This is a genomic window from Pseudoalteromonas sp. ND6B (genome assembly GCF_000764215.1).
GTDB lineage: Bacteria > Pseudomonadota > Gammaproteobacteria > Enterobacterales > Alteromonadaceae > Pseudoalteromonas > Pseudoalteromonas tetraodonis.
The window spans coordinates 1-18,568 of record NZ_JQFL01000012.1; the positions used below are offsets into that span (position 1 = coordinate 1).

The 18,568-nt window shown below is 38.7% G+C and carries 20 protein-coding genes, 3 tRNA genes, 2 rRNA genes and 1 pseudogene; 13 read left to right on the forward strand and 13 right to left on the reverse strand.

Translation table 11 applies throughout. The features are described 5' to 3' along the window. The 6 genes from ND6B_RS19740 to ND6B_RS15855 all read left to right on the forward strand — a co-directional run. On the forward strand, window positions 1–217 hold a 217-nt coding region (locus tag ND6B_RS19740; protein WP_033102710.1), incomplete at its 5' end, for a transposase domain-containing protein. Next, window positions 156–629, forward strand: a complete 474-nt coding sequence (locus tag ND6B_RS15875) for a DUF7014 domain-containing protein (RefSeq protein ID WP_442960093.1) — start codon at window positions 156–158, stop codon at window positions 627–629. The genes ND6B_RS19740 and ND6B_RS15875, both read left to right, overlap by 62 nt. A 21-nt stretch (window positions 630–650) precedes the next feature. After that, window positions 651–1,220: a hypothetical protein gene (locus ND6B_RS15870; protein WP_033102738.1), complete on the forward strand. Its 570-nt coding sequence runs from the start codon at window positions 651–653 to the stop codon at window positions 1,218–1,220. A gap of 134 nt (window positions 1,221–1,354) precedes the next feature. Beyond that, complete coding sequence (locus ND6B_RS15865) at window positions 1,355–2,458, forward strand: hypothetical protein (protein ID WP_033102739.1); 1,104 nt, start codon at window positions 1,355–1,357, stop codon at window positions 2,456–2,458. Next, window positions 2,433–2,840, forward strand: coding sequence for a hypothetical protein (locus ND6B_RS15860; RefSeq protein ID WP_152333088.1), 408 nt, complete (start codon window positions 2,433–2,435; stop codon window positions 2,838–2,840). The genes ND6B_RS15865 and ND6B_RS15860 overlap by 26 nt, the downstream gene beginning before the upstream one ends. Next, the gene (locus ND6B_RS15855) at window positions 2,830–3,486 is read left to right on the forward strand and encodes a hypothetical protein (RefSeq protein ID WP_051686736.1); all 657 of its coding nucleotides are present in this window, start codon (window positions 2,830–2,832) and stop codon (window positions 3,484–3,486) included. The genes ND6B_RS15860 and ND6B_RS15855 overlap by 11 nt, the downstream gene beginning before the upstream one ends. A gap of 140 nt (window positions 3,487–3,626) precedes the next feature. On the opposite strand, the gene ND6B_RS15850 is transcribed toward ND6B_RS15855, so the two are convergent. Continuing rightward, on the reverse strand, window positions 3,627–4,256 hold the full coding sequence (locus ND6B_RS15850; RefSeq protein WP_033102741.1) for a recombinase family protein: 630 nt from the start codon (window positions 4,254–4,256) through the stop codon (window positions 3,627–3,629). Between the two features lie 205 nt (window positions 4,257–4,461). Between ND6B_RS15850 and ND6B_RS15845 the strand changes: the two genes are divergently transcribed. Both ND6B_RS15845 and ND6B_RS15840 read left to right on the forward strand, forming a co-directional pair. Then, entirely contained in the window at window positions 4,462–4,800 is a 339-nt protein-coding gene (locus tag ND6B_RS15845) for a hypothetical protein (RefSeq protein WP_152333089.1), read from the forward strand. 13 nt (window positions 4,801–4,813) lie between these two features. Further along, window positions 4,814–5,002 (forward strand): hypothetical protein, encoded by a 189-nt coding sequence (locus ND6B_RS15840; protein WP_152333090.1) that lies wholly within the window; start codon window positions 4,814–4,816, stop codon window positions 5,000–5,002. A gap of 138 nt (window positions 5,003–5,140) precedes the next feature. On the opposite strand, the pseudogene ND6B_RS15835 reads toward ND6B_RS15840, so the two are convergent. From ND6B_RS15835 to nudE, 7 genes and pseudogenes are all read right to left on the reverse strand, one after another. Next, window positions 5,141–5,362 (reverse strand): annotated as a pseudogene (locus tag ND6B_RS15835) (magnesium chelatase domain-containing protein); the annotation flags it as partial. 34 nt (window positions 5,363–5,396) lie between these two features. After that, window positions 5,397–6,011, reverse strand: coding sequence for a trimeric intracellular cation channel family protein (locus ND6B_RS15830; protein WP_024601286.1), 615 nt, complete (start codon window positions 6,009–6,011; stop codon window positions 5,397–5,399). A gap of 752 nt (window positions 6,012–6,763) precedes the next feature. Further along, window positions 6,764–6,840, reverse strand: a tRNA-Met gene (locus tag ND6B_RS15825). 60 nt (window positions 6,841–6,900) lie between these two features. Continuing rightward, window positions 6,901–6,977, reverse strand: a tRNA-Met gene (locus ND6B_RS15820). An 82-nt stretch (window positions 6,978–7,059) separates the two neighbouring features. Continuing rightward, window positions 7,060–7,136, reverse strand: a tRNA-Met gene (locus ND6B_RS15815). Between the two features lie 141 nt (window positions 7,137–7,277). Next, window positions 7,278–8,075, reverse strand: a complete 798-nt coding sequence (gene cysQ / locus ND6B_RS15810) for a 3'(2'),5'-bisphosphate nucleotidase CysQ (RefSeq protein WP_028835908.1) — start codon at window positions 8,073–8,075, stop codon at window positions 7,278–7,280. Next, window positions 8,068–8,640 (reverse strand): ADP compounds hydrolase NudE, encoded by a 573-nt coding sequence (gene nudE, locus ND6B_RS15805; RefSeq protein WP_024601288.1) that lies wholly within the window; start codon window positions 8,638–8,640, stop codon window positions 8,068–8,070. Before nudE ends, cysQ begins: the two co-directional genes overlap by 8 nt. Window positions 8,641–8,926: 286 nt before the next feature. Here nudE and yrfG point away from each other — a divergent pair, with 286 nt between their 5' ends. Then, window positions 8,927–9,574 (forward strand): GMP/IMP nucleotidase, encoded by a 648-nt coding sequence (gene yrfG, locus ND6B_RS15800; RefSeq protein ID WP_033102745.1) that lies wholly within the window; start codon window positions 8,927–8,929, stop codon window positions 9,572–9,574. A 362-nt stretch (window positions 9,575–9,936) separates the two neighbouring features. On the opposite strand, the gene ND6B_RS15795 is transcribed toward yrfG, so the two are convergent. From ND6B_RS15795 to ND6B_RS15785, 3 genes are all read right to left on the reverse strand, one after another. Beyond that, window positions 9,937–10,563, reverse strand: coding sequence for a dUTP diphosphatase (locus ND6B_RS15795; protein ID WP_033102746.1), 627 nt, complete (start codon window positions 10,561–10,563; stop codon window positions 9,937–9,939). Window positions 10,564–10,615: 52 nt separating this feature from the next. Beyond that, on the reverse strand, window positions 10,616–10,984 hold the full coding sequence (locus ND6B_RS15790) for a YacL family protein (RefSeq protein WP_033102747.1): 369 nt from the start codon (window positions 10,982–10,984) through the stop codon (window positions 10,616–10,618). A 112-nt stretch (window positions 10,985–11,096) separates the two neighbouring features. Continuing rightward, a complete protein-coding gene (locus ND6B_RS15785; protein WP_033102748.1) occupies window positions 11,097–11,321 on the reverse strand; it encodes a hypothetical protein in 225 nt (74 codons plus the stop codon). Between the two features lie 315 nt (window positions 11,322–11,636). Here ND6B_RS15785 and uvrD point away from each other — a divergent pair, with 315 nt between their 5' ends. The 4 genes from uvrD to ND6B_RS15765 are packed head-to-tail and all read left to right on the forward strand — an operon-like array spanning window position 11,637 to window position 17,877. Then, a complete protein-coding gene (gene uvrD, locus ND6B_RS15780; protein ID WP_033102749.1) occupies window positions 11,637–13,802 on the forward strand; it encodes a DNA helicase II in 2,166 nt (721 codons plus the stop codon). Beyond that, a complete protein-coding gene (locus ND6B_RS15775) occupies window positions 13,780–15,870 on the forward strand; it encodes a GNAT family N-acetyltransferase (protein WP_033102750.1) in 2,091 nt (696 codons plus the stop codon). The genes uvrD and ND6B_RS15775 overlap by 23 nt, the downstream gene beginning before the upstream one ends. After that, window positions 15,839–16,963 (forward strand): ABC transporter substrate-binding protein, encoded by a 1,125-nt coding sequence (locus tag ND6B_RS15770; RefSeq protein ID WP_033102751.1) that lies wholly within the window; start codon window positions 15,839–15,841, stop codon window positions 16,961–16,963. The genes ND6B_RS15775 and ND6B_RS15770 overlap by 32 nt, the downstream gene beginning before the upstream one ends. Before the next feature lie 56 nt (window positions 16,964–17,019). Next, window positions 17,020–17,877 (forward strand): chemotaxis protein, encoded by an 858-nt coding sequence (locus ND6B_RS15765; RefSeq protein ID WP_033102752.1) that lies wholly within the window; start codon window positions 17,020–17,022, stop codon window positions 17,875–17,877. Between the two features lie 318 nt (window positions 17,878–18,195). On the opposite strand, the gene rrf is transcribed toward ND6B_RS15765, so the two are convergent. Both rrf and ND6B_RS0118980 read right to left on the reverse strand, forming a co-directional pair. Further along, window positions 18,196–18,310, reverse strand: a 5S ribosomal RNA gene (gene rrf / locus ND6B_RS15760). Window positions 18,311–18,444: 134 nt separating this feature from the next. Further along, window positions 18,445–18,568, reverse strand: a 23S ribosomal RNA gene (locus ND6B_RS0118980); the annotation flags it as partial.

Consider the following 18,568-nt stretch of genomic DNA (forward strand, 5'->3'; position numbering starts at 1 on the left):
AGAACGCGCGGTAAAACCGTTTGTGATAGGCCGAAAGAATTGGTTATTTAGCCAAACGGCTAACGGTGCCCATGCTAGTGCCACCCTTTACAGCATTGTGGAAACCGCCAAGATAAATGGTCTAATCCCATTTAATTACATCTGTGCTTGCCTTGATGAACTGTGCCAGCCTGAGCCCGATATCGACAGCTTGTTACCCTGGAATTTTAAAACATAGGTGTAGTTCGCTAGACGCTCACTATAGAAAAGGCGAAAATGGCACTGCTATTCTTGAGTGTAACAAAGCTTTTGAGAGTGTAATGAAAGTGATCATTCATAAACAGGGGTGGCTTTACGACGCATCGGAAAATGCAACTGACTCTTCTGAGAATAAAGCTAAAACCAAAGCAAGTGCTAGTGGTTTAATTAAAATATGCTTTGAAAATAAGTTATTTCCAGATTATTTACAGTCTCAATTGACCTCCTTGAGAACATTGCTTGAAAGCAGTATACCAACCATAAGAAACAAAAATAACTCTCATGGTACTGGTTTGCAGACTGTAGATATTCCTGCACCGTTAGCTTCATTTACCCTTCATATGACTGCTTCAACCATTTTATTTTTAGTAGAGTCTGAATCTAGACTATAAAACTCATATATGGGATTTAAAATGCTTCTAACACTTCTTGGTTTTCTTATTGGCTTTTTTTGTGCCCTATCAATATTCATTACGATTATGGTGAGTGAGATAAAAATTGATATGGCTGTTGTTACGAATATCATAATAGCCACAGCAACAACCGCTGCCGTTTTTATTCAGATAGACTCTGCAAAAAAACAAAAGCAGGCACGAGTCTGGGAGATAAATAAAGACGTTTTACTAAATCTTGCTCAATCTTTATCAAAGGTTATTGACCTAACTGATAAACGTATAAGCATAATAGAATCAATACATTATGATCATGTGGAAAACCCTGAAACTATTGACTCTAAATTTAGTAAAAAGGTATCTGAAGACTTTGAAAACAGTATCAATTCAATCCTCAATGTTTATAGTACAATTGTAGATGAAAACCTAATAAATCAGCTGAAAAATTTAAAAAATAAACAACTTGAAATAGGAAAACTTTATAACGACGATACTCTGACTACTCTAGAGGCTTATGAAGAGGACTTAAAAAACTACTCATCTTTACAGGCAACTTTACAAGCATTTATAGGAAGACTTGCCGGCCTATAAGACGTTAGTGATATTATTGAAGAGATACACTAATATAGACACTGGTCAAAAAGCTTATTAAGCTGGCCTTACTAAATTATTTGTCTGTAAAACAGATGATGCCGTAAGAATATAAATTGGATAAAGGTAATTTAATGGATTGGAGAACTTTAGCTAAGCAGCTTACAGAGTCATTATTAAAAAAAATGGCTTGGGAGTCACAATGTAAACCACTCTTGAAGTCTCATAGCCTTCCAGTAGGTCTTGGAGCAGAAGGAACTAAGAAAAAGCTGTTTGATGCGTTCGAAAAGGACGAGTTTTTTGCACAGAAGTTTCATGAAAAATTATATCCGCACTACATGCAGTTAGTTTACTCTGGGGATTGCACATTAAAAATTTTTAATGTCGAAACTAGTCTATTTACAGCGACTTTTAAGCAATTAGAAACAATCAAACCAGTGCAATCAATTTCATCCTTAAACTTTCCTTATTTAGTACCGAATGACCAAATAAGTCAACTGAGTAAAGCTACACATCTAGCTTATCAGGCGGTGTATGATGGTTGTTTATACCTATTTTTCTCAACGAAGAGAACTATTCAAGAACGCACCAATATAAACCCAAACGCGCTTGAAGATGGCTCTGAAGTTAAAGAGTTCCTTAAAAAGTACTCCTCTATAACAGCTATTTCAGAAAATCCGAGGCAATATATTGATGTAGTATGTTTAAACCCTAAAGATAATACTATTGAAATACGCTTGGACACATCGTCGATTGTCGCAGCCAAAGATATTAATAAGCTATTTATCGAAATTATAGAAGCCTTTACGGTTTTATTAGAGACTAAGGTTACAAAAGTATTTCGTAACCCTATAAACTTGTTCCCATTAATACAATCCCTTTATGCAAGTGATAATTGTAAGGTTTGCGAGCTTAACTTTATATCTGCTGGTGGTTACGTACATTCAGAACGTGATAGAAGTAAAACTGGCGATGTAAGAGAGGGGGATTTTCATACAGGTGGTGTAAGTAAATGTGAAATTAAGCCATATAAAATTTCTACGCGCTGGAGTTCTGGCTTTAATGATAAATTGCCATATCTTTATGAACTTTCGTTAAACTCATCGTACAAAGAATTGAGTAAGATTGAAGGTGGGGTTCTAGAGCACGCCATCATTTCTTCGTGCCCAACTATATCGGATCTAAACAAAATTTTAACTATACTTAAGCCTAATGATGAATTATCAAAAGCTAGTTAAAATCGCTAACGATGACTGGGAGTCAGTACCAAAGCTTGCATATGCTTGTGAGAGATTTATCGATGCTATAAAAGAAAATAATCCCAGTGCATTACATCATATGACATTTTCAACCATAAAAGATCTAATTGATTTAGATTTAAACTCTACTGAAGTTGTTAGAGTTACTCAATATTTGTGTGGTGAGAAACTTCAACTGTTAGAGGCAGGTTTTGAATACATCACTGATGAAGAGAGTTTTATTCTGGACGAGGATAATTGCTATTATGCTTTCTCAGAAAATGCTATTGCCCACCCAGAAACGGGAAATCTTATCTCTGATGTAAAAAAAGATATTTACATGTTTTTCAATCTAATTGAGGTGTCTCAAAGTGAGTATTGAAAATATGTCAATTCAAGAACTAGAAAGTATGGAAAGCTGTATTCCTGAAGTTGGAGGTTTTCCCAGTAGAGTAATGGCTGCAACAAGAGGATATGATACTTGGATCTCCAAGTTATATTCAGACATAGATCATATAATTAAAAGATGTATTTTTCCTACAGCGTCTTACAGACAAAATGATCCTGAAGATAGATACAATGTTGACATTGCAAACACCCTGAGCACTATGGGTTATCAAGCACATCATGATAAATGGAAGAATGGTCATCCTGATATAGTTGTTGAAAGCCACAGAGGATATCAGTGGATCGGAGAGTCAAAGATTCATAGTGATTATAATTATCTATTAGAAGGCTTTAGACAGCTTACTACAAGGTATTCATCTGGGTTTATTGCTCAAAATCATGGTGCAATCTTAATTATTACTAAAAACCGAAGTATTAAAGATTTGATGAGTAATTGGGAAAATAAATTAATTTCTTCAGAGTATAGTGATGTTGCAGTTCAAAAGTGTACTATTGATGATGATTGTTTTATTTCAACGCACACTCACCAAGTATCAGGTAGTGAATACACTGTTAGACATATTCCTATCAGTATTCTATTCAACCCTACGGATAAAAGTGCAAGAAAGAATAAAGCTTGATATATTATAAAGTTAAATATTAAATTTAGACTTAATAAATTGTAATTTTTGGTCGTTCATAATTCGTTCTTAGCTACATTTCAGGTGAGTCTAAATTAATTTCATGAGCTTCGGGATTAATCTATTTTTATATTTAAGTCTTATCGAATTAACTCACAATCATCTACCGTCTTCCTAACTTTCTGTATCGTTGAACGACTACAGCCTAATAACCTTTGAATTCGCCCCCATGATACACCATCAATTAACATTGTTCGGATTTCATTGTGCAATTTTACATTTTCAGGTCTACCCATTTTTACACCTCTTTCTATAGCTATCTTGCGACCCTCATTACATCTACGTTTACGATCCTCTAAATCTTTTCTAGCAGTGGTTATAAGTAATTCAAGGACTAACTCAGATAAAAAATTACCAATCATTGATAATATTGCATTATCCTGTTTTATTATTTTTGTAATAGCAGGTAACTCTGGCGATAATATTATTAAACCTTTCTCTTTAATCTTAGTTTTTAACACTTCCCAATCTTCTGCGTTAAGTCTTGAAAGACGATCTACCTGTTCAACTAAAATTGCATCACCTTTTTGTGCAAAATCTAACAATGACATTAACTGCGGTCTATTAAGTTTTGAACCACTTTCCTTTTCATAATAGTAGCGATCACTTACAGTTAATTTATTCTCTTCTGCATAATTTAATAACACTTGCTCCTGCCTTTCTAAGTTTTGTTGAACAGTTGATACACGCATGTATAAAAAGCACTTCATGTTCTAATCCTTGGGAGTTCGTTAAATCAGTATATTAATTGTCGGTTCTTTTAATCAGTATGTAAAGTGCTTTTAAAGAAACTTTTGAACTAGTCCTTTATTTATAATTTAACGAACTAGCCAATATTCACTTTTGCTTCAATTTTGCCTGCCTAAGTAAGCGGCTAAATATTCATATGTAAATATTCAAATAAACAACCAAAGTATGAAAAAAAATATTGGAAGGCCAATGCAAGGCAAAGAGCCAAGAGTTAATAAAGTTAGTTTTAGAATTTCAGACAGTGCAAAAAATGGAGTTTTAAGATTAATGAATAACTCTAACCTCAATAGCGCTATAAACTCATTATTTGAGAATTTAGACTCAAATCTCATATATGTTTCTCATGATGAGAAAGAGCTTTTGAAAAAAATATACGGTATAGAAGCAATCTCATTTTACTCAAAAGTCATTCTTAATGATTTAAACGAAGCTCGTGATATTGAAAAAAGTAACCTCTTTAAAGAGGACTATGTAGATATCAAATATTCAACTCATGACTCATAACTATGGTGCGATTATGAAAAGACTTATAGAAGATAAAAAAGTAAAGACGCGATTATCATTTAAAGAGTGGAGATCATTTAATATTCGTCTAAAAAGACTTAAACGAAACTTAAAAAAGGAAGCTGATTGCAAAGCAGCTGAAATAGTTCAGCAGCAAATAGAGCTTATATTAAAAACATTGGGAATAAATGGACAAACTTAAAAAGTTTTTATAGCGTGTAAGCAAAGCTTTAGAGTTAGGCAGACAAATTATAGTTATTAGGCTATTTTGACCACCAGCAACTTATATAGCTTCATGATATATTATCGAATAACTCCTCCCTATGAATTACATGTAAATCAATTTAGCTGGTGCTAAATTAACGGTGATACGTTGATCGGGAAATCCAAATTGAGAGTTTTCAAGGGCGCTGCGTACTCTATCCTTGGCCTCTTTAACCGATGCTTCGGGTAAGCCGACAATATGAAATGCAGGTAAACCATTCCCTAAATGCACTTCAACCATAACCTCGGGGGCATTAATTCCTACTTGTGCGCGAGAAAATATACGGGCTAACGACATTCCTTATCCTAGTTAACTGCTGTATTAAACCAGTTTAGTCAGGATATTTAAAAACATGTAATATAATCTTCCATTTAATGGCCGAAAAGCGCAGCAATAAGGTCATTAACATACTCAAGATCATCGCCACTTCCACCGTTAAAGATAGGTTTATAGCTAAGGTATACACAATACCACCAGCAATACAGGTAATAGCATAGAGCTCACCTTTGAGGAGCATAGGAATATCGCGAGCAAGCACATCGCGAATCAATCCACCAAAACAGGGGGTGATCACCGCCATAATAATAACCGTCATATCAGGCATACCGGCCAATTGCGCTTTTTGTGCTCCCATTACCGCAAAAAAGGCTAAACCAAATGCATCGGCTGTTTGTAAAACATAATAAGGAATCGATTTTTGTTTATTGATCAGTCGTGTTGTAACAAGCACTGCGGCTAAAATAGCATAGAAGTAGCTTTGATCGTGTAACCAAAACACGGGTTGATCGAGTATCACATCGCGAACAGTACCGCCGCCAATAGCCGTAACGGTTGCAAGCACAACCACACCAAAGCCATCCATTTTCTTTTCATAGGCAACCAAGGTGCCCGATATAGCAAATACCGCTACGCCAATTAAATCAAACCAGTGATAGAGTTCAGTCATAATTTTGATTACAAAAAGTTTTAAAGAGTTTAACGCATAGCATACTAAATATTCAGTAATAACACTTTCAAAAAGTAGAATTAGAAAAGAACAGCAGGTATACGTGTTAAAAATAGCGTGAGGGAATATGAATTTTAGGCATAAAAAAACACGCTTTAGCGTGTCGATTTAATAAAACATGTTATTTCAGTGGTTGCGGGAGCTGGATTTGAACCAACGACCTTTGCTGGCTAATGGAGAGCTGAGTCCGACGCGCTTTTAGACGCACTGAATTTTAGGCATAAAAAACACGCTTTAGGCGTGTCGATTTAATAAAACATGTTATTTCAGTGGTTGCGGGAGCCGGATTTGAACCAACGACCTTTGCTGGCTAATGAAGAGCTGAGACCGACGAGCTACCCATTTCACTGAATTTTAGGCATAAAAAAACACTCTTGTAGAGTGTCAATTTAATAAAACATGTTATTTCAGTGGTTGCGGGAGCCGGATTTGAACCAACGACCTTTGCTGGCTAATGGAGAGCTGAGTCCGGCGCGCTTTTAGACGCACTGAATTTTAGGCATAAAAAAACACTCTTGTAGAGTGTCGATTTAATAAAACATGTTATTTCAGTGGTTGCGGGAGCCGGATTTGAACCAACAACCTTTGCTGGCTAATGGAGAGCTGAGTCCGACGCGCTTTTAGACGCACTGAATTTTAGGCATAAAAAAACACGCTTTAGCGTGTCGATTTAATAAAACATGTTATTTCAGTGGTTGCGGGAGCCGGATTTGAACCAACGACCTTCGGGTTATGAGCCCGACGAGCTACCAGACTGCTCCATCCCGCGCCTGAAATTGCAGATTTATTTATAGTTGCTTACATTACAACTTGGCTTCCAATGAAAAGTTGGTTGCGGGAGCCGGATTTGAACCGACGACCTTCGGGTTATGAGCCCGACGAGCTACCAGGCTGCTCCATCCCGCGCCTGTATATTTTAAGTCTATCGACTACTTAATTTAATCTCTTAAGTTAGAGTTTACAGTAACCTAAAACCTCTAAAGGAAATTGGTTGCGGGAGCCGGATTTGAACCGACGACCTTCGGGTTATGAGCCCGACGAGCTACCAGGCTGCTCCATCCCGCGCCTGTAATTTCTTTGTAACAGTATCGTGTTATTCACAAGCCTGTTTCGAAGAGAGCGCTATAATATAGGAATAAACCTATAATGCAAGGTTTTACTAATTAAAAACGTTTAAGTGAACAAAAACCCATCAAACGGCTATTATTACACTAATCGCTGATGTGGGTTTATCATTTTTTGCCACTCCCAATCGGGATGACCCATAACAATAAAGTCTGGGTTTTCTGTGCTTTCCCTTTGGTTATAGGTCAGAGGGTTAAACTCAGCATCGGTAATACACCCCCCCGCCTCTTCAACTATTACTTGTGATGCGCCAGTGTCCCATTCACCAGTGGGACCAATTCTTAAAAAGCAGTCAGCTTTACCTTCAGCAACAATACAAGCTTTAAGCGAACATGAGCCTAAAGCCACCGTTGCAAATTGCGCATTTAAATACTGACTCACGGCTTCTATTTTTTGGCGGCGACTTACAGCCAAAGTTAAACTTTCGGGAGGCGCTACAAATATTTGTTTATCATGCTCGCCTTTACGCTTAAACGCCCCATTATTAGCGGTAGCAAAATAGGTCACGCCTTTTGCTGGCCAATGAATCACTCCCAATACAGGATGATTATTTTCTATCAGCGCAATATTAACGGCAAAGTCGCCGCTTTCTAATATAAATTCACCGGTGCCATCCATCGGATCAAGCAGCCAATAGCGTTGCCAGTGCTGCCTGTCTTCCAATGCTGGGATCGGCGTCTCTTCGGACATAATAGGAATATCGGGAGCTAGCGCTTTTAAGCCAGCAACAAGTACATCGTTTGCGGCTAAATCTGCTTTAGTAACTGGCGTATTGTCTGATTTTTCTTGTTGACCAATATCATCTTTTTTATAAATAGCCATAATTGCATCACCTGCACTTTGGGCAAGTGTTATGCATGGTTCAAGTAATTTATCCATTAGTCGCTCCTGAGGCTAAGTACTTATCTAATAATAGCAGAGCGGCAACACTACGTGCTTCAGTAAAGTCAGGTTGTTCTAATAGCGACTGCCACTGCGCAAGTGGCCATTTAACAAGCACTAATGGCTCTGGCTCATCACCTAATAGGGTTTCAGGGTATAAATCTTTAGCAAAGAGAATATGCATAGTGGCATTGAAATAACTAGGCGCCATAGTGACCGTTTTAAGTGCTTCAAAGTATTCTGCACCAAAGCCAATTTCTTCTTTGAGCTCTCGGTTTGCCGCTTGCTCAGGTGTTTCACCGGGGTCAATTAATCCTTTAGGGAAACCTAACTGATAGTCATTGGTGCCGGCGCAATACTCTCGAACGAGTAGTAGTTCGTTTTCAGCTGTGATGGGTACAATCATAACGGCTCCACGGCCACCGCCGCGAATTCGTTCATACTGACGCTCTTCGTCATTTGAAAATTTTAGTTCTAAAGACTCCACAGTAAATAAGCGACTTTTAGCGACAACATTATTACTGAGAATTTGTGGTGGTGTTGGGTGCTTTTTCTGTGTCATGGGCATCAATTTGCTATCATTGCAGTTATACTAATCATATACCCAAATGAGTATAAGATGCGAGTTTCAGTTTGAATTAAAAGCAATTTAAATGCAGAATTAATCATAAAATATCTTACCCGTAGTTAAGGTTAAATATTTATCTGGCGTTATTGAATTCGCCCTTAATATTTCATCATTGGGTATATGTTTTTATAGTTCAATTAACAGAGCCCATTATATTTCGCTTGCAAGCATTTCATCGCAACGTAGTCATTTAACGCCTCAATTTCCACAAGGATATATCATGCTCAATTGGTCAAAAATCGATACTGTATTACTCGACATGGACGGGACTTTACTTGATTTACATTACGACACTGACTTTTGGCTCAATGTTGTTCCACAACAACATGCTCTGGCTCAAAATATCAGTTTTGAGGAAGCCCGCACAGATATCTTAAAACGCTATCAGGCTGTGAGTGGCAAAATTCAGTGGTACTGCTCTGACTATTGGGAAGCACAGCTAAACTTACCTATTCTCGAACTAAAGCGCCAGTCTGCTCACTTAATCAAAATTCGTGAAGACGTTCCGCATTTTTTAACGGAACTTCGACGTGCAGGTAAAGAACTCATTTTACTTACCAATGCTCATCCAGAATGCGTCATGCTCAAATTTGAACATACCGCTATTGATAATTATTTAGACGGAGTGGTGTCAACGCATGAATATGGGGTAAGTAAAGAGCAACAAAGTTTGTGGCATAAGGTTCAAGGGGATTTAGGGTTTGATAAACGCCGCACATTATTTGTAGATGACAGCTTACCGGTATTAAATGCCGCTCGAGAATACGGCATTGAGCATTTACTTGCGGTTGCTAACCCGAATAGCCAGCAACCACATAACGATATAACCGATTACTTAAGCGTAACCGATTACCGTAAGCTTATTTAGGGTCTGTTGATCTTTCAAGGTTAAATTTGCAGCAGTCTGTTTGGTATTTAGGCAAGGCAGAGCCTATGTGGTGTGGTTATTCCCCATAAATAGGCGATAACGCAGCATCAATGCCAAACAGGCGCTGCCCGAAGGGTTCTGCCTAGAGGCGATTTACTCTTTGTTGCCTACATGGATGTAGGTAAGGGGCGTGAGCAGGACGCGGAAGCTTTGCTCGGTTTTTACTTATTCTTACATGGATGTAAGCCAGTAGAATAACGCAGGAGCAGTTATCGAGCCCACTAGGTTACAAACCTCGCGTCGCGATTAAACCGCCCCTAGTTTGAACAAATTGTAATCCGCAAAGGTCAACAGACCCTGGCTTATTCGCCCTGAGGGTAACGCGCTACTAGGCCTTGATATACCTGTTTTGCAAAATCTACATGCTCAGTATCAAGGCTTTTAACTACTTCAACTAAGTGTTCGTTATCTTCTTTGCCATGCCACACTTTAATGTAGCTACCCTCTTTGTAACCATGATCCTGACGGAAGAAGTTCAGCGTATTTTTACCCACATAGCCACGATATAAATCATCAATATCCATACCGATTTGTGCCATACAACCGGCAAAAGCAGCCGCGTTAAAAGTTTTATTGGCAACCGCACTGGCCGCTAATAATTCAAGCGTTTGTTTAAAATCATCGCCTTGCTGTGGGGCGCTCATTTGAGTTTGTAGCTGTGTTGCTATTTGCTCGTAGCTGGTCTTACCGTCGATACGTAGCGATAAACCAAAATGAAAAATATCAACCAGCTCTAAAATTACTTGCTCAGTATCTGGGGTTTGCTTTTTCCACCATTTCCAACCGTAATGGTCCAGCATTTCTGCACATTCAACCCAAATAGCTCTATACCATTCAAAGCCTTGACTAAACCATTGCTCATGTACTTTGGTATTCATGGCATTTTGCATTTCTAGCATAACAACTAGTTTGTTTAAATTCGCAGACATATTGGTTCCACTGTTGGATTTATCATTAGGGTAATAATACAGATAATATAACTTAACGACCAGCCGAAAACTCATGCCACGAGTTGATCAGGTCAACAAAGTCTTCAAAACCACAACCACTGCTTAAATCATTCTCTTCAAGCATGAGTTCATCATCTTGGTAGGCTAATATATCTTCGTTATCTTGATGCAGCGCATGTGCTTCGAATAATGCTTCATCTTTAGAAAGGATCAGATCAATTTCTTGGCCTTTAAGTGTTACCGGCTCAAAGCTTGAACTCACCGAGCTAATAAGTGCCAGCACCATAGCCACTTTGTCTTTGCCTATTTCTTCATTTAACCAACGGCCTATAATCGCGTGCTCGCTGCTAATTTTAATTCTTAACCCACTAATAGGATCGCGAATGAATTGGTATTCCATAACTTTATTCCAGTACTGCTAATACAACAGATTATAACCTAATCAGCTATGAATAATGAAAGCCAGATACAAAAATAGCGCCATAAGGCGCTATTTAGCATCATCAATTTAGCTAACCGCCTGAGCGATAGCGTGCAGCATCAATAATTGCCCATAAATGGAACACGGCACCGATTACGGCTGGAACAACTAAAAACCATAGCGCATAACCGCCAAAAACCAGAATTGCAAAAACAAGTGCCGATAAAATGCGGCCCTGCACCAACTGCCCTAAACCGGGGAAAAAAATATTACATAATGCTGCGATTACGTTACCGCCAGAACCTTGTTGAGACATACTAACCTCTGTAGTTTAGTTAATTTTGTATTTGTACTTATTATTTATACTTACACACTTTATGCCAATTTATTAAGGCTTACAAATCATACAGTTAAATTATTACGAATTTATCAGTTTAGTATTTTTTGCCAAAAATAAGTCAAATTAGCAATTTTAAATAGCTATTTTAGTTACTTGCTCAGTTTATACTGTTAACTATTCAACAACTTAAATACGTATTTTATAAATAGCTGTTTATAAAAACAGTATTTTATTTAGCCTAACAAAAACACCTGTTATACTGCTCTCATTATTGATTAAAAAGGCGTAACGATGGACGTTTCAGAATTACTCGATGGCTTAAATGATAAACAACGCGATGCCGTTGCAGCGCCATTACAAAACATGCTGGTATTAGCAGGAGCAGGTTCAGGTAAAACTCGAGTATTGGTTCATCGTATTGCCTGGTTAATGCAAGTAGAGCAAGCCTCTGCCTATAGTATTTTTGCGGTAACCTTTACTAATAAAGCCGCTAAAGAAATGCGCTCACGGGTTGAAGAAACATTAAAAGCCCCTGTAGGGGGCATGTGGATTGGTACTTTCCATGGTTTATCGCACCGAATTTTGCGTGCACATCACCGTGAAGCAAACTTACCAGAAGCCTTTCAAATTTTAGACTCTGACGATCAGCTTCGTATGATCAAGCGCTTATTAAAATCGATGAATATTGATGATAAAAAATGGCCGGCAAAGCAGTTTGGTTGGTACATAAGCGCTAAAAAAGATGAAGCTCTGCGCCCTAAAGATATTCAGGCATACGATATTAACGAGCAAATGATGCTGCGCGTTTATGCCGCCTATCAAGAAGCTTGTGATAGAGCGGGCCTAGTTGATTTTGCTGAAATATTACTACGTAGCTATGAGGTTCTTAACAATAACCCAACCTTGCTGCGTCATTATCAGCAGCGCTTTGCGCACATGCTCGTAGACGAGTTTCAAGATACCAATACTATTCAGTATGCGTGGTTAAAATTACTTGCGGGCGATACCAGCAGCATCATGATTGTAGGTGATGATGACCAAAGTATTTATGGTTGGCGCGGCGCAAAAATAGAAAACATTAAACGCTTTTTAACCGATTTTGATGCAGAGACGATTCGCCTTGAGCAAAACTATCGCTCGACTGCCACTATTCTTAAAGCCTCAAACGCGTTAATTCAAAATAACTCCGAGCGAATGGGTAAAAGTTTATGGACCGATGGTAACGACGGTGAACCTATTTCTATTTATGCTGCTTTTAATGAGCTAGATGAAGCGCGCTTTGTGAGTAGCAAATTACGTAGCTGGCTTAATGCGGGTAATGCACTTCAAGATGCGGCTATTTTATATCGTAGTAATGCGCAATCGCGGGTACTTGAAGAAGCAATGCTACAAGAAGGTTTAAAATACCGAATTTATGGCGGTATGCGATTCTTCGAACGCCAAGAAATTAAAGATGCTCTTTCATACTTACGCTTAGTGGGTAACCGCCAAGATGATGCGGCATTTGAGCGTGTTATTAATACGCCCGCCCGCGGCATTGGCGATAAAACATTAAGCCATATACGTGACTGCGCTCGCGCTGAATCTTTGCCGCTTTGGTATGCTGCTAAAGCCATTTTAGAGCAACAGCATTTATCGGGTCGCGCTTCTGGAGCTGTTGCCAAGTTTGTTGAGTTAATTGAACATATTGAAGATAAGATTAGTGACTTAACGCTGCACGAGCAGGCTAAATATGCCATTCAAACCTCAGGGTTAATGGCAATGTATCAGGCTGAAAAAGGTGAAAAAGGCCGTGCTCGGGTTGAAAACTTAGAAGAATTAATTAGCGCCTGCGATCAATATGAACTCCCTGAAGAGGAAGAATTCAGTTCACCACTACAAGGCTTTTTAGCCTACACCTCGCTTGAATCAGGTGAAGGGCAAGCTGATGAACATGAAGATGCGGTACAAATGATGACGCTTCACTCAGCTAAAGGCTTAGAGTTTCCGCTGGTATTTATGGTCGGTGTTGAAGAGGGCATGTTCCCATCACAACAAAGTAATGAAGAAACGGGCCGTTTAGAAGAAGAACGCCGCCTTTGTTATGTAGGTATGACCCGTGCTATGGATAAACTGTATATAAGCCACGCAGAAAGCCGCCGTTTATATGGTCAAGAAAAATACCACAGCCCATCGCGTTTTTTACGTGAAATACCCGAAGACTGCGTAGAAGAAATTCGCATTAAAACCCAGGTTTCTCGCCCGCCAGCAGCTGGTCGCTTTAGTGCATCGGTTAGCCATGCCGCCTTTGAAGAAAGCGGGTTTAACTTAGGTCAACGCGTGCTGCATGCAAAGTTTGGCATTGGCACCGTACTCAACTACGAAGGCAGTGGCGCACAATCTCGCGTACAAGTTAACTTTGACGACTTAGGCAGTAAGTGGTTAGTAACAGCTTATGCAAGATTACAAGCCGTTTAACCGCGTTATAGAGCATCTGCAACAGCAGCTAACGAATGCTAAACATCGTCAGTTACTGTTGCTTACAGGCGATAAAAATTGGTGTTATGAGCAATGCACTCAGCTGCTTGCTCAATTACAGCAACCCTCTTTTGTTCTTTCTAAAAACACAAATTTAGTTAATGCACATTGGCCAGAGCATACCCATCAAATTTTAGGGCAAGAGTGCGCCCATTCTGTTTATGATGGCTACAGTGGACTGGTGCCAGATAAACTAGCAGCCTTAGCGGGCGTAGTTCAAGCGGGTGGCTTTTTAATTGTATTACTTCCACCACTCGAATCACTTGAACATTGGTGCGATCCTGCGCTGCCATTATTTCAATCATTTGGACAAGCGCATCAATACAGCTTTTTTAATCAACGTTTAAAGCACTTACTGAGCAGCGCCTCTTTGTTACATTTTAATCAACAAGATGGCTGGGTTACTCTTGCCGACATTGATGCATCAGCAGGTACTATAGATTTTACCGAGCAACAACAATGTGTTGAATTAATAAAAAAAACCGCGCACGGACGGGCAAATAGACCATTATTGATTAATGCGGATCGGGGACGGGGTAAATCAGCGGCATTAGGGATTGCCGCAAGCGAGCTCAGCGATAAAAAAATCCTCATCAGCTCTATGCAATTTCGCGCATTGCACAGCAGCTTTAAACATTTAGCAAACGCACTTAATTTAGAGTATCAAGCAGGCAATAAATGCATTGCAAACATGCAATATATTGCACCTGATCAACTACTTAACGAACAGCCTGAGTGTGACTTGCTATTAATTGATGAAGCGGCAGCAATCCCTGTTCCAATGCTCATAAAACTACTCCACCTTTATCCTCGCGTGGTATTTTCAAGCACCATGGTTGGCTATGAAGGCAATGGTCGCGGCTATATTCTAAAGTTTACTCGCTACATTAAAACGCATTTTAAAAATATGCGCAGTATGACTCTTGAGCAGCCTATTCGCTTTGCAAAGCAGGACCCATTAGAGCAGCACATTCGCACGTTATTAGCCTTAGATGCTGAACATGACAGCCTCACCTTACACTCTACCCCTTTGCAATTTAAGCAGTTACAGGCACATCAACTTGCTAGTAACGAGTCACTACTTTATCAAGTGATTGGGTTGCTAACGCTGGCACATTATCAGACCAGTGTGAATGATTTACGCCACTTACTAGACGCCACTAAACAACATGTATTTGTTTGCCAACAAGGTGATAATATTCTCGGTGTCTGTTTAATTGCGATTGAAGGTGGGTTTAATGCCGCCATGAGCAATGAAATAGCACAAGGAAAGCGCAGGCCTCAAGGTCACTTAATGGCACAAACGTTAGCACAATTGAGTTTTAATGCTGATGTTTTAAAACAACACTGCGCCCGCGTGGTGCGTATTGCCATTGATCCACAGCATCACAACAAAAAAATAGGCACACAGTTACTTAAATACTGTGAACAGCAATTGCAGAGCGAGTGTCATTGGTTTGGTGCCAGCTTTGGTGGCAATGCGCAATTACTCAGTTTTTGGCAAAGTAATGGCTTTGATTTAGTTAAACTCGGTTTTCAAAAAGATAAGGCAACGGGCGAGCACAGTGCATTAGTTGTTAAAAGCTTAACTAAAAGTGACCAACTAGTAGAGCAATTAGTAGCACAGTTTGAAGCCGATTTCCCTTTGCAACTACTCGATCACTATAGTCAGCTTGATTATCAACTGGTCGCGAAAATTGTCTCTCATTTTAATACTCATACTGGCAGTATCACTGAGCAATTAAGATTAAAGTCTATGTTAACAAGTGACTACCAGCTTTTTAATATAAAACCATTGCTCTGGCGACGTTTTTGGGCATTGCCGTATAGCTTGCCAACCGATGACGATAATTTCCAATATGTTTTTATTAGGCTAGTATTACAAAATTGGACACCGAAAAATATCCAAAGTCAGTTAGGTTTGAATGGCACAAAGTCATTTAATACATTATTTAAAAAGGCTGTAAATAATTGGTATGAGCGCATTTCGCATAATAGCAAACCTTAACATTGTCCTTATAGCATTAGTGCTTGGGCAAACTTTCGCGCATGCCGAGCAAACCAACGACAAAGTAATTAAGCTGGGCATGTCTACTGCACTGACTGGCCCTGCTAAAAATATTGGCCAACAGTTACATAAAGGTAGCAGCGTTTATTTTGACAAAGTTAATAACGCTGGCGGCATTAATGGCGCTAAGGTGCTACTTTTAGTTGCTGATGATCACTATGAACCCAAACAAACCGTTAATAATACTCGTGAGTTTATTTACACAAATAAAGTTGATGCCCTGTTTGGTGCAATGGGTACCCCAACCAGCCATGCAATTATACCTTTACTAGAGCAATCAAAAATTCCGTTCTTAATGCCTTTTAGCGGGGCGAGCTTTCTACGTGAAAAACCGTCAGTTAAAGCATTTAACTTAAGAGCAAGCTATAACGACGAAGCACAAGAACAAATCAAATACCTCGTTGAAGAGCATAAGCATACTAAAATAGGGCTGTTTATACAGGCTGACGAATTTGGCTTATATGTAGAATCAGGACTAAGAGAAGCACTAGCAAAATATAGTCTTACACCGGTAATAGTTGCTCGCTACAAACGCAATAGCCAAGATGTGGAGTCAGCACTTAATACCTTAAAATTAAGCGGAGTTACGGCAATCTGTTTAGTCGGCACTTATGAACCACTCTCTGAGTTTATTAATAGCGCCCAAAAGCAAGGGTTTAATCCTGAATATACTAGCGTTTCGTTTGTACCCAGCTTTGACTTATTTGATGAAGTAAACTCACCATCAAATATTATGGTAACGGAGATTGTTCCAAACCCACTAAATTGTAACGATAATTTTTGTACTGAGTTTTTAGCCGATATGCAAGCGAGCAACATCAAAAAACCGAGTCGTCTTCATTTTGAGGGTTATATTAACGCTATGGCATTTAGCAAAGCAGCGAAAAACTGTCAATTCCCCCTTCAGCAATCCTGCCTGATGAATGAGCTTAATTCTTTATTAGTAACCGATACACTTATCCAAAAGTTATTCATAAATACTGAAAACAACAATAAACGTAATGTTTATCGCTCTTATTATGTGAATAAATAAATACCTTGCAAATATTGTTCTATCCTTAGTATACAAACTTAGTATGTGAGGAAGCCATGGACTTAATTAATTTTAAAGTGGGTTATAAAACCATTTCACTTAAGATTCTTGATATCTTATTAACGGAACAATTTCATAATAACCTCACGGTGCTGCCTAACGATAACAAGAGCTTCCTAGGCGTTAAAGATTATATGGGGATCCCAACCCCAGTATTTGACTTAGGAATAATTTTAAATGGCGTGTCTACAGAGCACAGTAACCGAGATGCGTTAAAGCAACTTAAATCTTGGCAAAAACAACTCAATACGTGGTTTAATCAATTAGAACAAGCGTTACTAAGTTCGCAAAATTCGTTAAATACGAGTCAATGTGAGCTTGCTGACTTTGAACAATTTTATATGGAATTTAAAACCGATAACGACGAATTAAAAAGTACGATGTCACGCTTTAATGAGCCGTTTAAATCACTTTTACAAAAAGTAGAAGACACTATTAAAGTACATAAACAAAAAAATAGTAAACAAGTCCTCATACAGCTTGAAATTGTAAAGCGCCATGAGCTGATCCAATTAGAGCGCTTATTTGAATCAGCCAAAGAGCAAATAACCTTAGACTATAAACCGATTATTGTTTTTACAACAAAAGATGGAATGACCCCGCATGTTGGCTTATTAGTTGATAAAGTAGAAGATAATATTGAATATAGACAAGAAGATATAAAACCTCTCGATAAGTTGACTGAAATAGGCTTTGATATTGATCCACAAACAAGAAATATGATGCATGGATTAATTAAGCTAGCCGATAAACACAGCGTACTTATTGATCCAAGCGCTATATTTAAACCCAAAGAACTTCAAGCTTCTAACAACACACAAGAGCAAGAAACCGAAGCCTATGGACTGTTCTAAGCTAATTATTTGTATAAACAATACTAACGAACAACAGTGCAGTTAGTGTGTTTTTGGCTATGAATATTTTTCTTTAACCTCAGGCCTTTCATCTAATTTTGGAACGTTTAAAAAAGCCCGACTCAGTGAGTCGGGCTTTCTAAATTTGGAGCCATGGTGCGCTACTTCGTAGCAACAACGCGGTAGAATATCGTGGTGTCAGCTCTGATCAACTCTCTTCCTTTAACCTAATACCTTTCACCTCGAACCTGCATTTTCACTTTCCTACAGACGTAAAAAAACCCGTCACATCGCTGTAACGGGTTTCTCTTATTTGGAGCCTGGTAATGTCCTACTTTCACATAGCAAATGCTACACTATCATCGGCGCTGTTTCGTTTCACTACTGAGTTCGGCATGGGGTCAGGTGGGTCCAAAACGCTATTGTCACCAAGCAAATTTGGTGTAAGTTCGATTTAATCAAGCTTACTAAAATTTGGAATTCTGATAATAAAGAGTAATCAAGTAATCTACTTTAGTTTTATTAACTTCTTGCTTAAACTATCACATAAAACGCGTTTGGCGTTGTATGGTTAAGCCTCACGGGTAATTAGTACAAGTTAGCTTAATGGCTCACACCACTTCCACATCTTGCCTATCAACGTTGTAGTCTTCAACGGCCCTTCAGAGACTTTAAAAGTCTAGTGAGAACT

Coding starts and splice junctions, on each gene's coding strand:
- ND6B_RS15865 (WP_033102739.1), top strand. CDS start 1,355: ATGGATTGGAGAACTTTAGCTAAGCAGCTTACAGAGTCATTATTAAAA.
- ND6B_RS15850 (WP_033102741.1), bottom strand. CDS start 4,256: ATGAAGTGCTTTTTATACATGCGTGTATCAACTGTTCAACAAAACTTA.
- uvrD (WP_033102749.1), top strand. CDS start 11,637: ATGGACGTTTCAGAATTACTCGATGGCTTAAATGATAAACAACGCGAT.
- ND6B_RS15830 (WP_024601286.1), bottom strand. CDS start 6,011: ATGACTGAACTCTATCACTGGTTTGATTTAATTGGCGTAGCGGTATTT.
- ND6B_RS15875 (WP_442960093.1), top strand. CDS start 156: ATGAACTGTGCCAGCCTGAGCCCGATATCGACAGCTTGTTACCCTGGA.
- ND6B_RS15795 (WP_033102746.1), bottom strand. CDS start 10,563: ATGTCTGCGAATTTAAACAAACTAGTTGTTATGCTAGAAATGCAAAAT.
- ND6B_RS15785 (WP_033102748.1), bottom strand. CDS start 11,321: ATGTCTCAACAAGGTTCTGGCGGTAACGTAATCGCAGCATTATGTAAT.
- ND6B_RS15845 (WP_152333089.1), top strand. CDS start 4,462: ATGAAAAAAAATATTGGAAGGCCAATGCAAGGCAAAGAGCCAAGAGTT.
- ND6B_RS15765 (WP_033102752.1), top strand. CDS start 17,020: ATGGACTTAATTAATTTTAAAGTGGGTTATAAAACCATTTCACTTAAG.
- nudE (WP_024601288.1), bottom strand. CDS start 8,640: ATGACACAGAAAAAGCACCCAACACCACCACAAATTCTCAGTAATAAT.
- ND6B_RS15840 (WP_152333090.1), top strand. CDS start 4,814: ATGAAAAGACTTATAGAAGATAAAAAAGTAAAGACGCGATTATCATTT.
- ND6B_RS15775 (WP_033102750.1), top strand. CDS start 13,780: ATGCAAGATTACAAGCCGTTTAACCGCGTTATAGAGCATCTGCAACAG.
- ND6B_RS15770 (WP_033102751.1), top strand. CDS start 15,839: ATGAGCGCATTTCGCATAATAGCAAACCTTAACATTGTCCTTATAGCA.
- ND6B_RS15870 (WP_033102738.1), top strand. CDS start 651: ATGCTTCTAACACTTCTTGGTTTTCTTATTGGCTTTTTTTGTGCCCTA.
- cysQ (WP_028835908.1), bottom strand. CDS start 8,075: ATGGATAAATTACTTGAACCATGCATAACACTTGCCCAAAGTGCAGGT.
- yrfG (WP_033102745.1), top strand. CDS start 8,927: ATGCTCAATTGGTCAAAAATCGATACTGTATTACTCGACATGGACGGG.
- ND6B_RS15860 (WP_152333088.1), top strand. CDS start 2,433: ATGATGAATTATCAAAAGCTAGTTAAAATCGCTAACGATGACTGGGAG.
- ND6B_RS15790 (WP_033102747.1), bottom strand. CDS start 10,984: ATGGAATACCAATTCATTCGCGATCCTATTAGTGGGTTAAGAATTAAA.